We start from the raw sequence: 19373 nt of genomic DNA, 5'->3' as shown, positions 1-19373 counted from the left end.
CGTTACAGCGGCCAGACGCGCCCGGCGCCAGCCAGGTATACCCGGCTGGTGCCGGATGGCGCGATCTTCCAGCCGCCGGTGAACTCGCCGAATGCCGGCAGCAGGCTGACGTGAGCGTCGATCAGGAAGCACGGCAGTCGCAGGCGCTGGCGGGCCGTACCGCGTAGCACAAAGACCGGGTGCACATGGCCGGCCAGCACTGGGTAAGCCGGGTGAGGCGCTGGTTCGTGTTGGAGCGCGAAAGGTTCCAGTATCCAGGGCTCGTCCTTGACCTCAATGCGAAGCGATGCAGGTGGATCGCCTGCGTTACGATCATGATTACCGCGTATCAGTACAATGTTCAGGTGCGCGTGGCGCTGCCGCCACGCATGCAGCCTGGCCAGCGTTGCTGGCGCCCGGGCAGTGCGTGCATGCAGGAAGTCCCCGAGGACGATCAGCTGGTCGCAGTCATGGGCTGCCAGCAAGGCATCCAGCCGGGTGAGCGTTGCGTCTGTGGTGCCTCGCGGCACAGGCTGGTGCAGGGCACGATAGCTGGCAGCCTTGCCGATGTGTACGTCGGCCACCAGCAATGCTCGGCGGCTGGGCCAATAGATGGCCTTGTCGGCAAGCAGCCAGAGCACCTGGCCTGCGTGTTCGATGGGCTGGTGACTCATGCCTTGCCTGCCGCTTGTTCCAGTTCTGCAACCATTCGCGCAATCCGGTCTGCCAGCTTCTCGGTGCTCAGCGTCTCGCGCATGCCCTCTACCAGTAAAGCGAAGGCCAGCGGCCCCGGTCGCTTCAATACCTGCAGGTCCAGCTTCAGGCTGGCCATTTTCAGCAATTGCCGACGCAGCCGCTCGATCTCCAGCTCCTCGCCCAGCACTTCGTCCCGTGCCTGGCCGAGTAGCAGGTTACCGGCGTCATGCTTGCGAAATACTTCATAGAACAACCCGCTGGATGCCTGGATCTGTCGAGTGCTCTTCTGTGCCGCTGGGGACCCGCCAAACACCAGCCCGGCAATCTGGGCAATTTCGCGAAAACGCCGCAGTGCCATTTCCCCTGCATTCAGGCTGGCCAGCACATCTTCCAGCAAGTGCTCGGTACCCAGCGCTTTTGGCAGGTGCGTTGTCCAGTCCACCGGTGCAGGGCTGAGCAGTTCGAACCCGTAGTCGTTGACGGCAATCGATACCGACAGCGGTTGTACGCGGCTGACCCGCCAGGCAATCAGGTTGGCCAGGCCCAGGTTGGCCAGGCGCCCGGCAAAGGGGTACAAGAACACGTGCCAGCCCTGGCGGGACTTGAAAGTCTCGGCCAGCAGCGTGCCGATGGTTGGCAACGCCGACCACTGTGCCTGCAACGCCAGCAGCGGGCGCACGGTTCGCATCTCCGGGCCGTCAAAGCGGCCATGGGCCGCAGAATCGAGCTGCTCGACCAGGGCATCGGCCAGTTCGCTCGATAGTGGCATGCGCCCACCGTTCCAGCGTGCCACCGCAGCCTTGCGTGCGGTGCTGCGGCGCACATAGGCGGTCATGTTTTCCACGCGTACCAGTTCCAGCACCCGCCCGGCAAACACGAGCGTGTCGCCGGGACGCAGGCGGGCGATGAACGCTTCTTCGACACTGCCCAGCGTCTTGCCTCCGCCGCCCTTGCTCCAGTATTTCAGTTGCAGGTTGGCGTCGCTGACGATGGTGCCGATGCTCATGCGGTGGCGCCGTGCCAGGCGTTCGCTGGCAACCCGGTAAACGCCGTCGGGCTGGGGCTCGACGCGCTGGTAATCCGGGTAGGCGGAAAGTGAACTGCCACCGTGGCAGACGAAGTCCAGCGCCCACTGCCACTGGCTGTCGCGCAACGTGCGGAAGGCCCAGGTGCTGCGCACTTCGGCCAGTAGCTGCTTGGGTCGAAAGCCACTGCCCAAGGCCATGCTGACCAGGTGCTGCACCAGCACGTCCATGCACAGTTGCGGCGAGCAGCGGGCTTCGATGTGCCCGGCCATCAGTGCTTGTCGGGCTGCAGCTGCCTCCACCAGTTCCAGGCTGTGGGTAGGTACCAGGGTGATTCGCGAGCGCCGCCCCGGTGCGTGCCCGGAGCGCCCGGCCCGTTGCATGAGGCGGGCGATGCCTTTGGCCGAGCCGATTTGCAGCACCCGTTCCACGGGTAGAAAGTCCACGCCAAGGTCAAGGCTGGACGTGCAGATCACCGCTTTCAGGCTGCCCTGCTTGAGGCTACGTTCCACCCAGTCGCGGGTATCGCGGGCCAGCGAGGCATGGTGCAGGGCGATCAGCCCGGCCCAGTCAGGGCGGGCTTCAAGCAGGGCCTGGTACCAGAGCTCGGCCTGGGCGCGGGTGTTGGTGAACACCAGGCAACTGGCACTGGCCTCGATTTCCCGGCTGACCTGGTCGAGCATCTTCAGGCCCATGTGCCCGGCCCAGGGGAAGCGATCGATCGCTGTTGGCAGCAAGGTGTCGACTTGCAGCGCCTTGTCCTGTCGGCCCTGTACCAGCAGGCCGCCTTGCGGCAGCAGAACGTCCAGCGCATGTTGCAGGTTGCCCAGGGTGGCGGAGAGGCCCCAGGTCGGCAGGCCTGCATGCCAGTGGCGCAGGTGGGCCAGGGCCAGCTGCAGTTGTACCCCGCGCTTGTTACCCAGCAGTTCGTGCCATTCATCCACCACCACCAGCCGCAGGGTGGCGAAATCTTCGCGGGCCTGCGCGCGCGTCAGCAGCAGCGTCAGGCTCTCGGGTGTGGTGACCAGCACACTTGGCAGGCGCCGAGCCTGTCGGGCTCGTTCGGCGCTGCCTGTGTCACCGCTGCGTACCCCAACGCTCCACGGCAGCGCCAGTTCATCCACGGGCACCTGCAGGGCGCGTGCGGTGTCGGCAGCCAGGGCGCGCATGGGCGTCACCCACACCACCTGCAATGGCGCCGGTTGGCTGCCTTGGGGCTGGGGCTTGAACGCACGAAGCGCGGCGAGCCACACGGCGTAGGTTTTGCCGGCACCGGTACTGGCGTGCAGCAGGCCGGATTCGCCGCGTGCCACAGCAGCCCAAACGCGGCGCTGGAAAGCGAATGGCTTCCAGCCACGCCTGGCAAACCAGGCATTGGCAAGGTCGGTGGCAGCGGGCATGAGGCGAGTGGTCCTTCGAAGGCTGTGCTTCTACAGACCGCCCGCCAGGTGCAATGGTTTTACCGAATCAGTTGCCCAGCAGGTAGCCACTGCGACATACCTGCTCGCCAGCAACATGGGCGATGACCATACCAGAAGTGGCCATGCGCCTTACGCTGCGGGCATATAGCAGGCCCGGTTGGCTGTTGCGCACTGCCGTTACCCGATCACTGAGCGGGTCGATGACTTCGGCAATCAACTGCCCGGCTTCCAGGTACTGTCCGGGTTTGGCGTGATACACCAGCAACCCGCCCAGTGGCGTCACTACCGGTTCGACAGCAGCCAGCGGCGTGGCCGGGCTGGGCAAGGGTGGCAGGGCAGGGCTGGCGCCTTCGATAACGCCCGCGTGGGTAAGGAAGTCGAGTATCGCCTGGCAGTCTTTGCTGGCCAGGTCATGGCTGACATCGGCCTGGCCGCGCAGTTCTACAGTTACCGAGCAGCAGCCCAGCGGGATCGGGAAGCGCTTGCCGAAGCGTTGCTGCAACTGCCACCAGACCAGGCTGAAGCACTCATCGAACGACTGCCCGCCCGAGTCGGTGGCCAGCAGGCTGGCCTGGGCGCCCAGGTAGCGGGCCAGCGGCTCGATGTGTGGCCAGGCATCGGGTGTGGTGTACAGGTGTTCGACCGCCTCGAAGTCGCAGTGCAGGTCCAGCACCATGTCGGCATCGCAGGCCAGGCGCTGCAGGATCAGGCGCTGGGCTTGCAGCGGTGTGCGGGCCGGGTGCGCGTCCAGCCCACGACGCAGGTATTCGCGGATCAGCTCGACGTTGTGCGCCGGGTTCTGGGTAAGGTGTTCTTCTATCTGGTCGCCGATGCTGTCCGACAGGTCGACGAAGTTGCGGTTGAAGTTCTCGCCGCTTTGCAGCTCGAAGCGCCCCAGCGGTGCATCCAGCAGCACTTGCTCTAGGCCGACCGGGTTGGCCACCGGCACCAGGATGATCTCGCGCTGCAGGCGGCCTTGTTCTTCCAGTGCTGTCAGGCAGCGCTTGAGGTGCCATGCCACCAGCATGCCGGGCAGTTCGTCGGCATGCAGGGAGGCCTGGATATAGACTTTGCCGCCACTGCGAGGGCCGAAGTGGAAGCTGTGCAACTGGCGGGTGATGCCCGGAACGGGTGAGAGCAGGTCGTGGGTTGAATGGTGCATGGTGGTCCTGGATGCGTGGCGAATACGGTCTGCGACACAGGTCGGCACACTGATAGAAGCATAGTTTTCAGCGTTGCGCCTCAATGGAGTCGCCACCTTTTCAGGCCAGCAGTGCCTGCAAGGTGGCCAGGTCATCGGCCTCTTCCACCGGCTTGTCCAGCCGCCAGCGCAGCATGCGCGGAAAGCGCACGGCAATACCGCTCTTGTGGCGCCTGGACAAGGCAATGCCTTCGAAGCCCAGTTCGAACACCAGCGTAGGCGTTACGCTGCGTACCGGGCCGAAGGTTTCCACCGTGGTCTTGCGGATAATGGCATCCACCTTGCGCATTTCTTCGTCACTGAGCCCCGAATAGGCTTTGGCAAAGGGTACCAATGCTCGCCCCGGGGTGCCGGCCGGTGCGTCCCATACGGCGAAGGTGTAGTCGCTGTACAGGCTTGCACGCCGGCCGTGGCCGCGTTGGGCATAGATCAGCACGGCATCGACGCTGAACGGGTCGATCTTCCACTTCCACCAGGTACCCATATCCTTGGTGCGCCCCACGCCGTAAAGGGCCTCGCGCTGCTTGAGCATCAGGCCCTCGACACCCAGGCTGCGCGACTGTTCTCGCTGGTGGGCAAGGTCGGCCCAGTCCGGGCCTGTCAGCAGCGGCGACAGCAGCACGGGGGCAAGCGGGTGCGCATCGACCAAGCGTTCCAGTTGGCTGCGGCGCTCGTGCTGCGGCCGGTTGCGCCAGTCTTCGCCTTGCCACTCCAGCAGGTCGTAGGCCTGCAACACCACCGGCGCGTCGGTCAGCAATTTCTTGCCCAGCGTTTTGCGCCCCAGGCGCTGCTGTAGCAGGGCAAAAGGCTGCACGGCCAGTTCAGCCCCCGTATCACCTGGTTTCCAGACCAGAATCTCGCCGTCGAGCACCACGCCATCGGGGAGCGTCTGCGCCAGGGTGTGCAGTTCGGGGAAGCGCTCGGTCACCAACTCTTCGCCGCGCGACCACACCCACAGCTGGCCCTCGCGCTTGACCACCTGGGCGCGAATGCCGTCCCACTTCCACTCGATTTGCCAGTTGCCTGGCGGCCCGAGCAGGGTATCGAACTGATCGGTAGAGGCTTGTAGCGGGTGGGCCAGGAAGAATGGGTAGGGCTGGCCGCCGCGCTGGCGATGCTCATCGGCGGACTCCGGGGCGATCAGCTTCTGGTAGCTGGCTGCGGTAGGGCGATGGCCAATGTCGGTGTAACCGACCAGGCGCTGGGCCACGCGCTTGGCGTCCACCCCGGCCAGTTGCGCCAGGGCGCGGGTGACCAGCAACTTCGATACGCCCACGCGAAAACTGCCGGTGATCAGCTTCAGGCACAGCATCAGGCTGGGGCGATCCAGCTGCGCCCAGAGCGGCTGCAGGCGCTGCTGCACCTGCTCAGGCGGTAGCCCGCGCAGGGGCAGCAAATGCTGCTCCACCCAGGTGGCAAGGCCTTCATCGCTGCCATCGGCGTGTATGGGTAGCAACAGCGAAATGGTTTCGGCCAGGTCACCCACTGCCTGATAGCTTTCTTCGAAGAGCCAGTCCGGCAACCCGGCCTGAGCCGTTGCCTGTGCGCGCAACACGCGAGTGGGCACCAGCTGGCGCGGGCGCCCGCCGGCCAGAAAGTACACGGCCCAGGCGGCATCCTCGGCGGGGGCATTGGCGAAATAGTCGCGCAGGGCCTCAAGTTTGGCGTTGCTGGACGTGGTCGCATCCAGGCGCAGGTAAAACGTGGCGAAGGCTTTCATGGTGTGGGTTCGGCCGTGACGACGTCGTCTTCGTCGCCGTATTCGGTGGCGAAGGCGCGGGCATCGAGGCCTTGTTCGTTGAGGTAGCGCACCAGCACGTTGACCGAGCCGTGGGTGACCATCACCCGTTCGGCGCCGGTCTGGCCGATTGCCCACAGCAGGCCGGGCCAGTCGGCATGGTCCGAGAGGACGAAGCCCCGGTCCACACCGCGCCGCCGGCGGGTGCCGCGCAGCAGCATCCAGCCACTGGCGAAGGCATCGCTGTACTCGCCGAAGCGGCGCATCCAGCTACTGCCGCTGGCCGACGGGGGGGCCAGGACCAGCGCTTGGCGCAGCAGTGGGTCGTTGCGCGGTATATCCCCGGCGTAGAGGGTTTTGGGCAGGTGGATACCGGCGTCCCGGTACACCCGGTTGAGCGGCTCGACGGCGCCATGTACAAGGATTGACCCGATGCTGGCGTCCAGCCCATGCAAAATCCGCTGGGCCTTGCCGAAGGCATAGCAGAACAGCACGCTGGCCTTGCCCTGGTTGCTGTTGGCCCGCCACCAGGCGTTTATGTCGGCAAAGACCTCAGCCTGGCTGGGCCAGCGATAAATGGGCAGGCCGAACGTCGACTCGGTGATGAAGGTGTGGCACGGCACGGGTTCGAAGGGCGTACAGGTGCCATCGGGCTCTACCTTGTAGTCACCGGACGCGACCCAGACTTCACCTTGGTACTCCAGGCGCACCTGTGCCGAACCCAGCACGTGCCCGGCCGGGTGCAGGCTCAGGGTCACCCCATGGTGAAGCAGGCGCTCACCGTAGGGCAGGGTCTGCAAATCGATGCCCTGGCCCAACCGGCTACGCAGGATGCCAGCACCTGGGCTGGCGGTCAGATAATGGCCATTGCCGGTACGTGCATGGTCACCGTGGCCATGGGTGATCACGGCGCGGTCCACGGGCCGCCAAGGGTCGATGTAGAAATCACCGGGCGGGCAGTAGAGGCCTTCGGGGCGGGCGATGACAAGGTCCATGGCGCGGGCGCTGGTTTGGAGTTACCAGTTATGAGCCATGCAGGAGGAAGGAAGTTCGACCGGAAATGGCTGGGGCTGCAATGCAGCCCCAAAACAGGCGATGCCCGTTATTTGCCAGGTACCAGCGTGAGCCGCTGGCTGCCATACGCCCGCCCGAAGTTCTGCTGCTGCAGCGGCAGGCTCATGAACCGGCCTTTGAACCAGGCATCCAGCCCGTCGCTGTAGTGCGTGCTTGCCGGGTTACCGGACTGGCCGCTGCTGGTCAGCACCTGCAAGGGTTCGGCCTGGCCGAAGTCGACGATCATCCGCGCCGAGGCCGGCAGGCGGGTGTCGAAGTCGCTGCCCCAGGCGTATGGCGTCAGGGCCAGGGTGGTGAAGTCGCCACCTGCAGCCAGCGGTGAGCGGCTGATGGCTTCGCCCAGGCCATGGTAGGCCGGTGCTGGCCAGCGGTACTGGTGCAGCTTGCCCCATTGCCAGGCGCGGCGGTCGGCGCCCAGTTGCGCGATCCCGGCGTCCATTGCTCCCGCCAGGCTGCGGGCGAGAATGGCAGGCTTGTCTTCTTTTTGTGGGGTGTTGCGGTCATCCCAGAACGGGCTGTCGTCGCGGCCCAGCAGGTGATCGGCCTGGGCCGAGAACGACAAGCGGGCATTGCTCACGAACGCCTGCCAGGCCGGGCCGGATTCCGGACCCAGGTCGTCGAGGAAGGTTTGCCGCGTTACCTCCTGCAGAAACAGCTCGTACAGCGCGGCATCCGCCGACACCGGGCTCAGGCGGCCATCGAAGGCCTTGAGACGGGCCAGCGTGTCGCGGGCTTTGTCCCGTTGGGCGGCGGGCAGGGCATCAATCGCCTGCTTCAAGGGCTGGGCCATGCCGGGGGCGTCGAACATCTGCTTGAGCTTGTCGGCCAGCAGGGTTACCTGGTCGTTCTGCAGGGCCATCAGGCTGCGGCTGTCGTGACGGCCATTGCCGGCCAACTGGGCCAGGCGTTCGGCGCGTTCGGGGTAGTACCAGGTGCTGGACAGCTGCATGCCGTAGCCGCGCGGCAGGCTGCGCTGGTTGGCGTGGCCGATCCAGCCAGCGGTGGGGTCCTGGTCGTACGGGTGCAGCATCGGGTCGGCATAGCCGTCCCAGTCGTAGCGCCCGTCCCAGCCCGGCGAGGGCAGCAGGCCCTGGCCTTCGCGGCGGTTGGGGTAGCGGCCACTGACTTGCCAGCCGATGTGCTCCGGCTCGGCGAAGACAAAGTTGAGGGCCGCAGCGGTCACTTCGCGGGTGTTGTCGAAGGCGCGTTCCACATTCCTGGCCCGGGTCAGGTCGAACAGCGCATCCAGGCTGCGGTCGCCCTTGAACTGCGGCAGGTTCAGCGCCAGGCCCAGGCTGGCGTTGTCTGGCTGGGACAGCAGGGTGCCGTGGCGGGTGTCATACATCACCTCGCGCAGCGGGCGCTGGCCTCGGATGAAGAACGTTTCGCTACGGGCGCGGGCCGGCAGCCATTTGCCGTCGGCCAGGTAGCTCAGCTGGCTGCCTTGACGACGCAGTTGTTCCAGGAACAGGTCTTGGTTGTCGGCCATCACGGCGCTGCTGCTCCAGGCCAGTTTGCCGTTGTAACCGGCCAGCACGATCGGCAAGCCCGGCAACGACAGGCCGGCAACCTGGTATTTGCTGGTGTGGATCTGTATCGGGCTCAGGGTCCAGGCAGCGCGGCTGTCGCTGGCCAGCAGGCTCTTGCCACTGCGGCTGCGCTGCGGGGCCAGGGCCAGGTTGGCCGAGCCCGGGCTGCCGAGCAGGTCGAGGTCGGCCAGTTTCTGGCTGGCGGCTGCCAGCGCTGGCAGGCCAGGCAGCTGACTGGCCAGGTTCAGGCCCTTGAGCTTGTCCACCTCGCCTTCGGCCAATGGCTCGTCCGGGGCGCCTGGCAGCAGCCAGGCCAGCTTGTCGCTGCCGGCTTTCTGCGCCAGGGTCAGGGCACTCAATTCTTCCTGCAGGTTCACTGATTGGCTGAACGCGTACAGGTTGAAGATCAGCGCCGAGTCTTCGGGCTTCCAGTATTCCGGGCGATAGCCACTGCTGGCCAGGCCGGCCGGCAGCTTGTCGCGATAGCGGAACAGGTAGGCGTTGACCCCGCGTGCGTACACTTCGAAAAAGCGCTTGAGCCGTGGCGAGGCGTCGGCGTACTGCTGGGCGGCGCTTTGCTTGAGGTTGGCCGCGCGCATCAGGCGGTCGATGTCCAGCGCTTCGCTGCCGGCCAGTTCGGCCAGGCGGCCTTGGGCCAGCAGGCGCATGGCGACCATCTGCTCGATGCGGTCTCCGGCATGCACATAGCCCAGGCTGAAGAGCGCATCATGGAAGCTGCTGCTTTCGATCAGTGGCGCACCCATGGCATTGCGGCGTACTGAAACATTCTGCGCCAGGCCCTTGAGCGGTTGCACGCCACGGGTCGGTGGCACGCTGTCCTGGTAGCCGCCCGTCTGGCAGCCGGCCAGCCCGAGCATGCCGAGCAGCGTGGCAGCGGTTGCGAACCGCGGGCGGAAGGGAGGAAAGGCGGGGGCGGCCATGACAAGGGCTCCTGCAAGGCGTGGCGGGTTTCGAAAGGCGCTAAGGTAGTAAGCGCGCAGGCGCCATGCAAGGTCCCAGGTCGGTTTATTTGCCAGCGCTGCCTCAAACGTTGAAGTGGTCTGCCAACGTCTCGGAAAAGTGCGTGCAATTGATGCGGGCATAGCGCCGGTAGTCACGGGTAACGGCGAACGCCGAGCCGGGCATCAGCAGGATCTTGTTTTGTTCCAGTTTGCGCACCAGCGGTTGCAGGTCTGGCAGGTCCGGGTGGTAGACCCAGAGGAACATCCCCCCTTGCGGTGCGATTTCAAACTGCCAGCCTCGCTCGATCAGAAGCCGCTGGGTCTGGACCTGCTGCCTGATCAGGCGCTGCTGCACATCATTCATGTGCCGGGCATAGGTGCCATCCGACAATATGGTGTTGACAAAGCGTTCGCAAAACGCCGGTACGGCAACACAGGTCAGCAGTTTCAGGCGTGTCAGCGGTTCGATCAGGTCTTGGGAGCAGGCGATGAAACCCACGCGCAGCGATGCTGACAGGCATTTGGAGAAACTGCCGATGTAGATAACCCGGTCAAGGTTGTCCAGTTCGGCAAAGGTCTGGCGTACGGCCGGGCTGAAGTCGCCATACACATCGTCCTCGACCACGAAGAACTCGTGCTCTACCGCCAGGCGCAGGACGCTGAAGGCGTTGTGCGGGCTGATGTTGCTGCCGGTCGGGTTGTGGAAGGTGCTGTTGCAGAAAAATGCCTTGACCTTGTGCCTGGCCAAGTAAGTTTTCATCTCTTCCACGTCCGGCCCGTCCTGGGTTCGCCGTATGCCGACAACGTGCCCGCCCGCCAGCTGGATCAGCTTGATCAGGTTGCCGTTACCCGGCTCGTCGACGAAAACGTGGTCGCCTGGCTTGATCAGCAGCCGCGCAACCAGGTCCAGGCCTTGTGTAGCGCCCAGTGTGGTCAGCAACTGGTTGGGGCGAACATCGACACGGGTCAGCCGTTTCATGTGTACGCACAGCTGTTTGCGCATGGGCAAGTAGCCCTGGATGTCGCCGTATTCGGCCAGCGAGCTTTGCTCCAGCCGCGCCGTGCGGCGAATGGCCTTGGCCAGCAGCTCGGTGTCACGCCAGGCGGGGGGGAGCCAGCCGCTGCCCAGCTTGGTGTAGTGCTGGCCACCTTGCAGCAGCTTGAAGAGCGGGTCGCCCGCCATGCAGTCGGGCTCGTGGATCACACTGGTTTGCCGTGACCGGGTCGCGACGAAGTAGCCCCTGCCCGGTGAAGCCGTCAACACACCTTCGCTGACCAGCTGGGCGTAGGCCGAAACAACGTCGTGGTAACTGAAGTCGACCGCAGCCGTCAGTTTCCGGATGGAGGGCATGCGCTGCCCAGGCAGCCACTCCCCTGCATCCAGGCGTTGTCTTAACTGGTGATGAAGGCTGCTGGCGTTCATGGCAGGTCTCAAACCGTTAGAAAAAAAAGCCTAACAGTTAACGGAAATGCATGTCGACTGTTCGTTTTCAAATGGCCAGTACATGCCACTATTCCCTTGTCGGAAGTGTTGGTTGCCCGCAAAGGCAACACCTTAAGCGTCTGTTCAACCAGACAACTGGATATCGAGCCCATGCACTCTATGGATATGCAATCAGCCGTCATTGCCAGGCTACCTGTGCCTGATGAACCGGAAACATTCAAGGTTGTAAGGAACCTTGTTACATCGGCGCTGTTGGAGTGTTGTTCAGTTGAAGAATTCGAAGCGTTAAAAGAAACTTCGGTTATTCAGTGTGTCACCGAACAAGCCCATGCCGATTTGCAGGCCTTTGCCCTGAAAGATCCGGCAGCTGGCCGCGACCTGGTATTCATTGCAAGAACGTACACCTCTTATTCTGCCGTTCTGCATTATCGGCTCGCCCATTGGATCTACACCAATACCGCTGCTGCCTATGGTGCCGGCGGTCAATGCCTGGCGGCCATGATCTCCAGGCGCGGCAAAATGCTCTCCGGGGCGGAGATCCACTTCCGCAGCCGTATTGGCGCGCGCTTCATCATCGATCACGGCATGGGCACCGTCATAGGCGAAACCTCGACCATTGGTGACGATTGCTACGTGCTGGGCGGCGTCACCCTGGGCGCCCGTGGTATCAGCGGCAACCCTTCAAGCCCCAGGCACCCGACCTTGGGCAACCGGGTACAAATCGGCGCGTTCGCCAGTGTGCTGGGCGCTATCCATGTGGGTGACGGCGCATTTATCGGGCCGGGCTGCATTATTACCAAAGATGTTCCCGCTGCTGCCCGGGTACAGGTTAAAACATCATTGCAGGTGGTACTGGAATCATGAGCGCTCTGAACTATGAAGTGTTACGCAATACCGAAAAGCTGTATTACAAAGACCAGTACCTGGCCGGCGTTGATACGCAAGTAGCACGCGTGCACAGTGATGGCATTGAATTGCAGAGTACCGTGGCTTACCCGGAAGGTGGCGGCCAGGAAGCGGACTTCGGCACCATTGAATTACCGGTGGGAACTGTGCGGTTTGTCTGGGTGAAAAAACTGTATGGCAGCCCGATTCGCCTCGAAGGTTTCAAGGGCGGGAAACTGGGCGGCATCATTATTCACAGCCTGCACCCTGATGACCTGCACTTGCTGGATGACGTCACGCCAGGCATGCCGGCCCGCATCACCATCGATATCGAACGGCGCGAACGGCTGACGCTGTCTCACAGTGCCAGTCACTTTCTGTATGCCGCTGCTATCGGGCTGCGTGAAGAGCTGCAGCAATGGACCATCGGCTGCCACATCAAAGAGGATTCGGCACGTTTCGACTTCCTGGTCGAGGACGCTTTCACGGCCGAAGAGGTGGATGAAATAGAGCGGCGGGCCAACGAACTGATCGGCTGCGATGCACCCATCGAGCACTACGCGGTCGAGGGCCTGGAAGACGCACGTTTGTGGACCTACAACGGCATCGAAATTCCGTGCGGTGGCACACACCTCGATTCACCAGGGCGTATCGGGCGCCTGAGCGTCAGGCGCAAACGCCTGGGCAAAGGTAAGGAACGGCTGATCTGCGCGTTCCCCGATGCCGAAATCGACCTGTCCACCTACCACGGGCACGCACTATGAACAGCACGTTACCGCGGCGCACGTACCTCTATTTCACCGCACAGTCGATCAACCTGACCACCGCGGTCATGTCCGTGACCATGGCCGCCATTGTCGGCGCGGCGCTGGCGCCTGATGCCGCGTGGTCCACGGTGCCGTACGGGTTTCAGTTTCTGAGCCTGATGCTGGCAACCTACCCGGTCTCCAGGCTGATGAGCCGCATCGGCCGCAAGAAGGCTTTCATGCTGGGCGCGATTCCTTTGGCATTGTCGGGCGTCAGCGGCTTTCTGGCTGTGGAGCACCAGCATTTTGCAACCCTGGTCCTTAGCCATTCTGCGTTGGGTGTGTATATCGCCTTCGCCAACTTCAACCGCTTCGCGGCCACCGACAATCTGTCTCAGGCCCTGAAACCCAAAGCCCTTTCCCTGGTTGTGGCGGGGGGCGTCATCGCCGCGGTGGTCGGGCCGACGCTTACCGAGTGGCTGCGAGATGTGGGCGGCTATCCACTGTTTTCGCTCTGTTATGCCGCGTTTGTCGGCCTGGCGCTGCTGTCACTGCTGATTGCCCTTTGCCTGCCAGACGATGGCGGTGTGACCACCACGGTCAACGGCGCCGCCCAGTCGGCCCGCCCACGCACCGAGCCGTTAAGCCCGAGTGTGGTGGTAGCAATGGGCGTTGCTGCACTGAGCTACGGGATCATGAACCTGCTGATGATCCAGGCCTCGATGCACATGAAGCACATGCACGAGGACTTCTCGGACGTACGCCTGGCGATCCAGTGGCATGTGATTGCCATGTTTGCTCCGTCGTTCTTCACCGGTGCGATCATCCAGCGGTTGGGTATCAGGACCACCATTTGCGCGGGCCTGGCCCTGCTGATCGGCTGCTCGGCCCTGAATATCTGGTCGCACAGCTACGCCATGATGACCCTGGCACTGATTGCCCTCGGGCTGGGTTGGAACCTGACGTATGTAGGCGGCGGCGCCTTGCTGGCCCAGTCGCTGCAGAACAGCCCGGCAGCGATGCAGATGCAGGGCAAGAACGACCTGGCCATTGCCATCTTCGCCACCCTCGGCGCGTTCAGCCCTTCGCTGTTGCTGAGCACGGTCGGCTGGGATGGCACCAACGCCATCTGCATGGCCCTGTGCATCGGGCTGCTGGTTGCCACTGCCGGCCTGCTGCAGAACAAGGCCTGCCTGCATACTTCAATGGAAGGTAGCCGCAAATGAGCGAGCTCATCAGTGTCAGCGATCGCATCTACACCAAGCTGGAAATGAACAACCCGGGGGGAAGCCACAAATACCGGGCGGCCCGGCGCATCGTCGAGCATGCCGTAAGCAACGGCGACATCATTCCCGGTGTGACAACCGTCATCGAGAAAACCGGTGGCAGTTTCGGCTTCGGCTTGCTGGCGGCCTGTCACAAGTACCAGGTCGCGGTGGAGCTGGCGGTCGGGCTGAGCTTCAGCCAGACCAAGCGGGATCTGCTCGAGTGTTTCGGTGCCCGGCTGATCGGCAAGGAAATGCTGATGGCCGGTGCCACCCCCAAGGATGTGGTCATGCACCACCTGGATAACCAGGTCGCGTTGGGCAAGTCATACTTCTACACCGACCAGTTCAACAACCCGGTGGGTATCGAGGCCCACCGTTACCAGACGGCCAGCGAGCTGGCCGTGCAACTGACCAACGCTGGGGCAGGGCGGGAAGTCCTGTTTGTTGGCTGTGCGGGTACGGGTGCAAGCTTCACGGGCATTACGCTGGGGCTGAAAGATCACGGTTTCGAGGTGTCGACGGTGTTGGTCGACCCCTGTGGGTGTGACTCAAGGACAGGTGTGTTTGCCGACCATCGCTTCGAAGGCATGGCGGTGGGGGTTTGCCCGCCCTTCATGGACTGGTCGCTGGTGGACGAGCGGGCCCAGGTACAACACGCAGAGATGCTGGCTGCGCAGCGCTGGTTCTACATGCAAAGTGGCATTTTCGTGGGCAATACCGCTGCCGCCTGCCTGGCTGTTGCTCAGCGCATGGCCCAGCATCCGCGGTATGCCGGGACCACTGTGGTGACCATCGCCTATGACGCCGGCCTGTGGTACCAGGACCTGCTGGGGGCGACCCGGCGCAAGGCCGCATAGGCCAAGGCCCTCAGCAGGGGGCAACGTCAGATCAGGCGCCGTGGCACTTCTTGAACTTCTTCTCGCTACCGCATGGGCACGGGTCGTTACGGCCAACGTCCTTCAGGGCGTTACGTACCGGCTCCTGGTGGCCGTGGTTGCAGTGCGGGCCGTGAACATGGCCATGGTCATGGTGGTGATCATGGTCGTGGTTGCAGTCAGGGCCATGAACGTGGGGTTGCTGGGACATTGCAGGGTTACTCCGGGATGTTATCGCCGGGGATTATCTCACCACTGCGCGATAAGTGCAGGTCCCGCTGGATAAGCAGCCCGGTCGCTAGTTCGCCCTGCAGGGTGTAGTGCAGCGGTTGCTTGCTTCTGAGCAGCTTGGCCAGCGGCTTGAGGTGCTGCCATAGGTTGGTACGCGCGGTGATCTTGAAGGTACGCTGGGCATGCCCGCCCACGCTGCGCCATACGCTGGTTTCATCCTGCACCAGCAGCAGGTCGTTCAGGCGCACGGCATACGACAGGTTGCGGATGAACAGACGGCTGTCATTGGGGTTGTCGACTTGCAGGTGCAGCACGAACTCCTGTTCCAGCAACCTGGCCTTGACCGTTTCGACTTCGACCAGGCGCACCTCGGGTTCGCGCCAGTCTTCACCGCCCCAACTGCTGCAGCCCGCCAGCCATGCCATCAGTGTACCGAGCAGCAGCAGACGGGCGCGGGCGTTCATGTTCAGCTCCCGACGTAACTGGCGCAGCATTTCTTGAACTTCTGCCCGCTGGCGCAGGGGCAGGGGTCGTTGCGCCCGGCCTTCAACCCGACCGTAGGGTCGATGAAGTACCAGCGCCCGGCATGCTGGACGAACGCCGAGCGTTCACGCTGCTGGTGGTCGCCCTCCTGGTCGTGCCAGCGTGCGGTGAAGGTGACAAAGCCGTGTTCCGGTTGGCCGCCGAGTACTTCAGCGCTTTCTACCTCCAGGCCCAGCCAGGTGCTCTGGGCGCTCCAGGCGGCCATGGCGGCACGGTCCAGGTCGGCTTGTTGCGCGGGCAAAGTGGTGGCCACCAGGTAGTCGACCAGGCCCAGCACGTAGGCACTGTAGCGTGAGCGCATCAGCGCCTGGGCATCGGGTGCCGGGGTGCCGGCATGGTAATGCCCACAGCAGGCATCAAGCAGGTTGCCACTGCCACAAGGGCAGACCGAGACACTCATCATCACCACCAGTACTTGCCGAAGTTTTCAGGGTTGGCCCAGAACCTGGCGTTGAGCCAGTCCGGGACCTGCTTGTAGTCATGTAGATCATAGGTGAACAGGCTCAATACCTGTTGGTCACGGCAGAATTTCTCGCTGGCCGACAGGGCCAGGGCGAAAAAGTCGGTGTCTTGCCAGCCGCAGGCGGCCAGGTCGGCCAGCACGGCAACCCGGCTGGCATTGAGGTTGCGGATGCCGCCGAGCAGTTCCAGGCCCGTGCGTTTGGGCAGGTGCTCCAGGCAGTCCACCAGCACCGCCAAGTCAAAACGCTGGGCCGCAAGTTCGGCCGGAAGCGGGCCAGGGGCCGCCGTGGCGATGCTCACCTGCGGGTGTGCCGCGGCGAAGGCGTCGAGCGCTGGGAAGCGTGTGCCCACCAGCAGCAGGCGTTGCGGGGTGAAGCGCTCCAGCAGGGCTGCCAAAGCCTGCTGCGGCGTACGTTGGGAGAAACCTTCGGTCATTGCCAATCCTCGTTCAAGTCGTCCAAGACTAGCGGGCCGCAGCCTGCGGTCAAAGAGGCATGTGACCGCGACGTGGCTTATTGCTGGCAGGGTTGGAATGCGCGGTCTTTACTCCCAGAGATCGGCCTTATGCCGATTCCCCCTAGGAGAAGCAATGAAATGAGCATAGTACGCACAGCGATACCCCTGGTACTGCTCACCAGTGTGTTGACTGGTTGTGCAGGTTTGCAAAAAACCGACTGGCCGAAATGTGCCGCCGTCGGGGGTGTAGGCGGCGCCGCCTTGGGCGCTATTGAAAGTTCCAGCTGGGCTGGCTGGGGCGCGTTGCTGGGCGGTGGCCTGGCGGCGGGTTACTGCTGGGCCCATGGAGATGGCGACGAGGATGGCGACGGCGTGCCGGACAGCCGTGACAAGTGCCCTGGCACCCCGCGTGGGGTGCAGGTCGATGCCAACGGGTGCCCGCCTGAGCCGGCAGCCGTGGTCGAGGAAGTGGTGGTGCAGAAAGAAGAGGTCATCGTCATCCGCGATGTGCACTTCGAATTCGACTCTGCGAAGCTGACCGCCCGCGACAAAGAGCGCCTCAACACCATTGCCACGCGCCTCAAACAGGAAGCGCCATCCGCCCGCCTGAGTGTCAGCGGCCACACCGACAGCGTCGGTTCCGACAGCTACAACCAGAAACTGTCCGAACGTCGTGCCCACTCGGTGACCGATTACCTGGTCGAGAGCGGCGTACCGCGCAGCAGCTTCGTTTCGGTGGTCGGTGCCGGTGAAACCCAACCGGTGGCTGACAATGCCACGGCCGAAGGGCGTGCCATGAACCGTCGTACCGAGATCAAGATCCAGCGGTAACACGGCATGCGCCCGTGCCTTGAGCGGTGGCACGGGCGCGTGTTGATGCCGGTCAGCCGTTTGTGGCCAATGACACAGGAGCATTCAGCATGAGTGTGACGTCGAAGGCGGCATTGCCGCTGTTGGTGGCTGCCAGCCTGCTCGCGGGCTGCGCTACCCATAGCGATGGCAGCGCGCCCCTCAACCAAAGGACCTGGCCCATCTGCAGCCTGTTGGGCGGCCTGGTCGGTGGCGGCCTGGGCGCTATCGAAAGTTCTGCCTGGGCCGCAGGTGGCGGCGCCCTGGGCGCCATTACCGGGGGGCTGATCTGCTATGCCCAGGACGGTGACGAAGATGGCGATGGTGTTTTCGACCGCCGCGATCGTTGCCCCGACACCCCAGCCAACACGGCGGTCGACCACATGGGTTGCCCGTTGAAGGTGTATCCGGCAGCCCCCCCTGCTACCGCACCCGAACCGGCACCTGAAGTCATCATCCTGGATGACAACGGCGCGGTGATGTTCGCCTTCGATTCCGCCGACCTGACCCCGGCGGCCCAGCAACGGCTGCAAGGCCTGGTGGCGAAGCTCAACTCACCGACGGTAGCCAAGGTCGCGGTGATCGGGCACACCGACAGCGTGGGCTCCGACACCTACAATCAGGCGCTTTCCGAGCGCCGTGCCAGCAGTGTTGCTGAGTACCTTATCAGCCAGGGCCTGGAGCCCGGCAAGGTCACCAGCCAGGGGCGTGGGGAAAGCGAGCCGGTCACCGACAACGAAACCGAGGAAGGCCGCGCGCGCAACCGACGGGTGGAGCTGCACCTCAACTGAGCGGTGCTGGCGCCTGCCTTGGCATTGCAGTTAATGTGGGGCGCACGGCCCGCTCGATCGGGCCGTCTCGACATAACAACAATTGATAGGGGCGGGGTATGAAGTTCATCCTGGGCCTGGGCAAGGTCCTGACGGTCGCTTTCTGGGGTGTGGTGTTGTTCAATCAGCTGTTGCCACAACCTTTGCCCTTCAATCTGCTGATCAATGCCGCTGGTATCTTCCTGCTCGGCCTGCACCTGCTCGAAGTACTGTTCTTCAATGGCAGCCTGCGTGGGCGCAGCCACCGCTGGTTCGACCGATTGCAGATCCTGTTGACGGGTATCTTCCATGTCATGTCCATTCCCCGTGCGCAGGAGGCGCCTCGAAATGCGTAATCTGATGTTGCTGGCCATGTTGGCCACTCCCCTGGCTCAGGCAGAAAGCCTGGAAGTCGCCGCCAATTCCATGCTGCGCCTGCCCGACAAATCGGCCAGCGTGCACTTCACGCACTTGCGTGTCGCTGATTCGGCAACCCTGCTGCTGCCTGCTTCGCTTGCGCAATTGAAGGTCGATCAGCTGGAACTGGGGCGTGATGCGCGTATCGCCATTGCACCTTCCGATAGCCCGTTGCTGATCGAGGCGCGCAGCGCCAGGTTGGGCGAAGGCAGTGAGTTCAGTGCTCCAGGGGCCGCCGGTAGCTACCAGCGGCCAGCCCGCTCGGGCCGCAGTCTGGACCTGAAACTGGCTGAGCTGGATGCCGAGCGGGTGGCGATCGATGCCCGTGGCGGCGCCGGTGCGCCGGGGTACGTGGGGCTTGATGGTGCCAATGGCCAGGCAGGTGGTTGCACATGGGGCCAGGCCAGTCGCGGTGCCAATGGCGATAATGGCGGCAACGGGCACGATGGTGCCCCGGGTGGGCGCATTCGTCTGAGCCTGCCGCAAGGGTTCCCGCAGGAGCACATTGTGGTGCGCCTGGATGGCGGCGCACCGGGCAAGGCCGGGGCGGCAGGCAAGGCGGGTAAAGGCGGAGCGAGTAAAGGTTGCCTTGTGTACAGCACCGACGCCGGGGCCAATGGCCGGCCGGGGCAGCCGGGCCAGCCAGGGTTGGCGGGGGCCGCGGGTGAGTTGATCCTGCAGCGCTTGTGAACCTTTTTGAGATGCCTCTCGGCCGCGAAGTGCTCGCCGGGGCGTTTGCAGCGCCTATGCGATCGAGCGCCGC

General features: G+C 63.8%; 19 protein-coding genes. 8 read left to right on the top strand and 11 right to left on the bottom strand.

The genetic code is table 11. From position 1 onward, the window contains the following. Window positions 1-2: 2 nt before the first annotated feature. From pdeM to APH36_RS05860, 7 genes are all read right to left on the bottom strand, one after another. On the bottom strand, window positions 3-653 hold the full coding sequence (gene pdeM / locus APH36_RS05890; RefSeq protein ID WP_060497868.1) for a ligase-associated DNA damage response endonuclease PdeM: 651 nt from the start codon (window positions 651-653) through the stop codon (window positions 3-5). Then, window positions 650-3100, bottom strand: a complete 2451-nt coding sequence (locus APH36_RS05885) for a ligase-associated DNA damage response DEXH box helicase (RefSeq protein WP_060497867.1) — start codon at window positions 3098-3100, stop codon at window positions 650-652. The genes pdeM and APH36_RS05885 overlap by 4 nt, the downstream gene beginning before the upstream one ends. Window positions 3101-3167: 67 nt before the next feature. Beyond that, window positions 3168-4283, bottom strand: coding sequence for a succinylglutamate desuccinylase/aspartoacylase family protein (locus APH36_RS05880; RefSeq protein WP_060497866.1), 1116 nt, complete (start codon window positions 4281-4283; stop codon window positions 3168-3170). Window positions 4284-4383: 100 nt separating this feature from the next. After that, window positions 4384-6042: an ATP-dependent DNA ligase gene (locus APH36_RS05875; protein ID WP_060497865.1), complete on the bottom strand. Its 1659-nt coding sequence runs from the start codon at window positions 6040-6042 to the stop codon at window positions 4384-4386. Beyond that, a complete protein-coding gene (locus APH36_RS05870; RefSeq protein ID WP_060497864.1) occupies window positions 6039-7055 on the bottom strand; it encodes a ligase-associated DNA damage response exonuclease in 1017 nt (338 codons plus the stop codon). Before APH36_RS05870 ends, APH36_RS05875 begins: the two co-directional genes overlap by 4 nt. Before the next feature lie 107 nt (window positions 7056-7162). Next, window positions 7163-9604: a penicillin acylase family protein gene (locus APH36_RS05865; RefSeq protein WP_060497863.1), complete on the bottom strand. Its 2442-nt coding sequence runs from the start codon at window positions 9602-9604 to the stop codon at window positions 7163-7165. Between the two features lie 103 nt (window positions 9605-9707). Then, window positions 9708-11048, bottom strand: a complete 1341-nt coding sequence (locus APH36_RS05860) for a PLP-dependent aminotransferase family protein (protein ID WP_060497862.1) — start codon at window positions 11046-11048, stop codon at window positions 9708-9710. A gap of 171 nt (window positions 11049-11219) precedes the next feature. On the opposite strand from APH36_RS05860, the gene APH36_RS05855 reads away from it, so the two are divergent. From APH36_RS05855 to APH36_RS05840, 4 genes are read left to right on the top strand one after another with little or no spacing between them, the layout of a single operon-like run. Next, entirely contained in the window at window positions 11220-11933 is a 714-nt protein-coding gene (locus APH36_RS05855; protein ID WP_060497861.1) for a serine O-acetyltransferase, read from the top strand. Further along, window positions 11930-12718, top strand: a complete 789-nt coding sequence (locus APH36_RS05850; RefSeq protein WP_060497860.1) for an alanyl-tRNA editing protein — start codon at window positions 11930-11932, stop codon at window positions 12716-12718. The genes APH36_RS05855 and APH36_RS05850 overlap by 4 nt, the downstream gene beginning before the upstream one ends. Then, window positions 12715-13926, top strand: a complete 1212-nt coding sequence (locus APH36_RS05845) for an MFS transporter (protein ID WP_060497859.1) — start codon at window positions 12715-12717, stop codon at window positions 13924-13926. Before APH36_RS05850 ends, APH36_RS05845 begins: the two co-directional genes overlap by 4 nt. Beyond that, on the top strand, window positions 13923-14825 hold the full coding sequence (locus tag APH36_RS05840) for a pyridoxal-phosphate dependent enzyme (protein WP_060497858.1): 903 nt from the start codon (window positions 13923-13925) through the stop codon (window positions 14823-14825). Before APH36_RS05845 ends, APH36_RS05840 begins: the two co-directional genes overlap by 4 nt. A 31-nt stretch (window positions 14826-14856) precedes the next feature. Here the strand turns inward: APH36_RS05840 and APH36_RS05835 are convergent, their stop codons facing one another. The 4 genes from APH36_RS05835 to APH36_RS05820 are packed head-to-tail and all read right to left on the bottom strand — an operon-like array spanning window position 14857 to window position 16514. Next, a complete protein-coding gene (locus tag APH36_RS05835) occupies window positions 14857-15054 on the bottom strand; it encodes an SEC-C metal-binding domain-containing protein (protein WP_009684590.1) in 198 nt (65 codons plus the stop codon). 7 nt (window positions 15055-15061) lie between these two features. Next, window positions 15062-15538, bottom strand: coding sequence for an LEA type 2 family protein (locus tag APH36_RS05830; protein ID WP_060497857.1), 477 nt, complete (start codon window positions 15536-15538; stop codon window positions 15062-15064). Window positions 15539-15540: 2 nt separating this feature from the next. Then, window positions 15541-16017 (bottom strand): YchJ family protein, encoded by a 477-nt coding sequence (locus tag APH36_RS05825; protein WP_060497856.1) that lies wholly within the window; start codon window positions 16015-16017, stop codon window positions 15541-15543. A 2-nt stretch (window positions 16018-16019) separates the two neighbouring features. After that, entirely contained in the window at window positions 16020-16514 is a 495-nt protein-coding gene (locus APH36_RS05820) for a DUF6231 family protein (RefSeq protein ID WP_060497855.1), read from the bottom strand. A 159-nt stretch (window positions 16515-16673) separates the two neighbouring features. Between APH36_RS05820 and APH36_RS05815 the strand changes: the two genes are divergently transcribed. The 4 genes from APH36_RS05815 (at window position 16674) to APH36_RS05800 (ending at window position 19300) form a co-directional block, all read left to right on the top strand. Further along, entirely contained in the window at window positions 16674-17366 is a 693-nt protein-coding gene (locus tag APH36_RS05815) for an OmpA family protein (protein WP_016713781.1), read from the top strand. Between the two features lie 89 nt (window positions 17367-17455). Continuing rightward, window positions 17456-18175, top strand: a complete 720-nt coding sequence (locus APH36_RS05810) for an OmpA family protein (protein WP_060497854.1) — start codon at window positions 17456-17458, stop codon at window positions 18173-18175. Between the two features lie 98 nt (window positions 18176-18273). Then, window positions 18274-18549, top strand: a complete 276-nt coding sequence (locus tag APH36_RS05805) for a DUF1145 domain-containing protein (protein ID WP_060497853.1) — start codon at window positions 18274-18276, stop codon at window positions 18547-18549. After that, window positions 18542-19300 (top strand): hypothetical protein, encoded by a 759-nt coding sequence (locus APH36_RS05800; RefSeq protein WP_060497852.1) that lies wholly within the window; start codon window positions 18542-18544, stop codon window positions 19298-19300. The genes APH36_RS05805 and APH36_RS05800 overlap by 8 nt, the downstream gene beginning before the upstream one ends. Window positions 19301-19373 lie beyond the last annotated feature (73 nt).

The organism is Pseudomonas sp. NBRC 111133 (genome assembly GCF_001320605.1).
Taxonomy (GTDB): domain Bacteria; phylum Pseudomonadota; class Gammaproteobacteria; order Pseudomonadales; family Pseudomonadaceae; genus Aquipseudomonas; species Aquipseudomonas monteilii.
The sequence above is the reverse complement of the archived record's forward strand: the minus strand, read 5'-3'. Positions and strand labels throughout refer to the sequence as shown.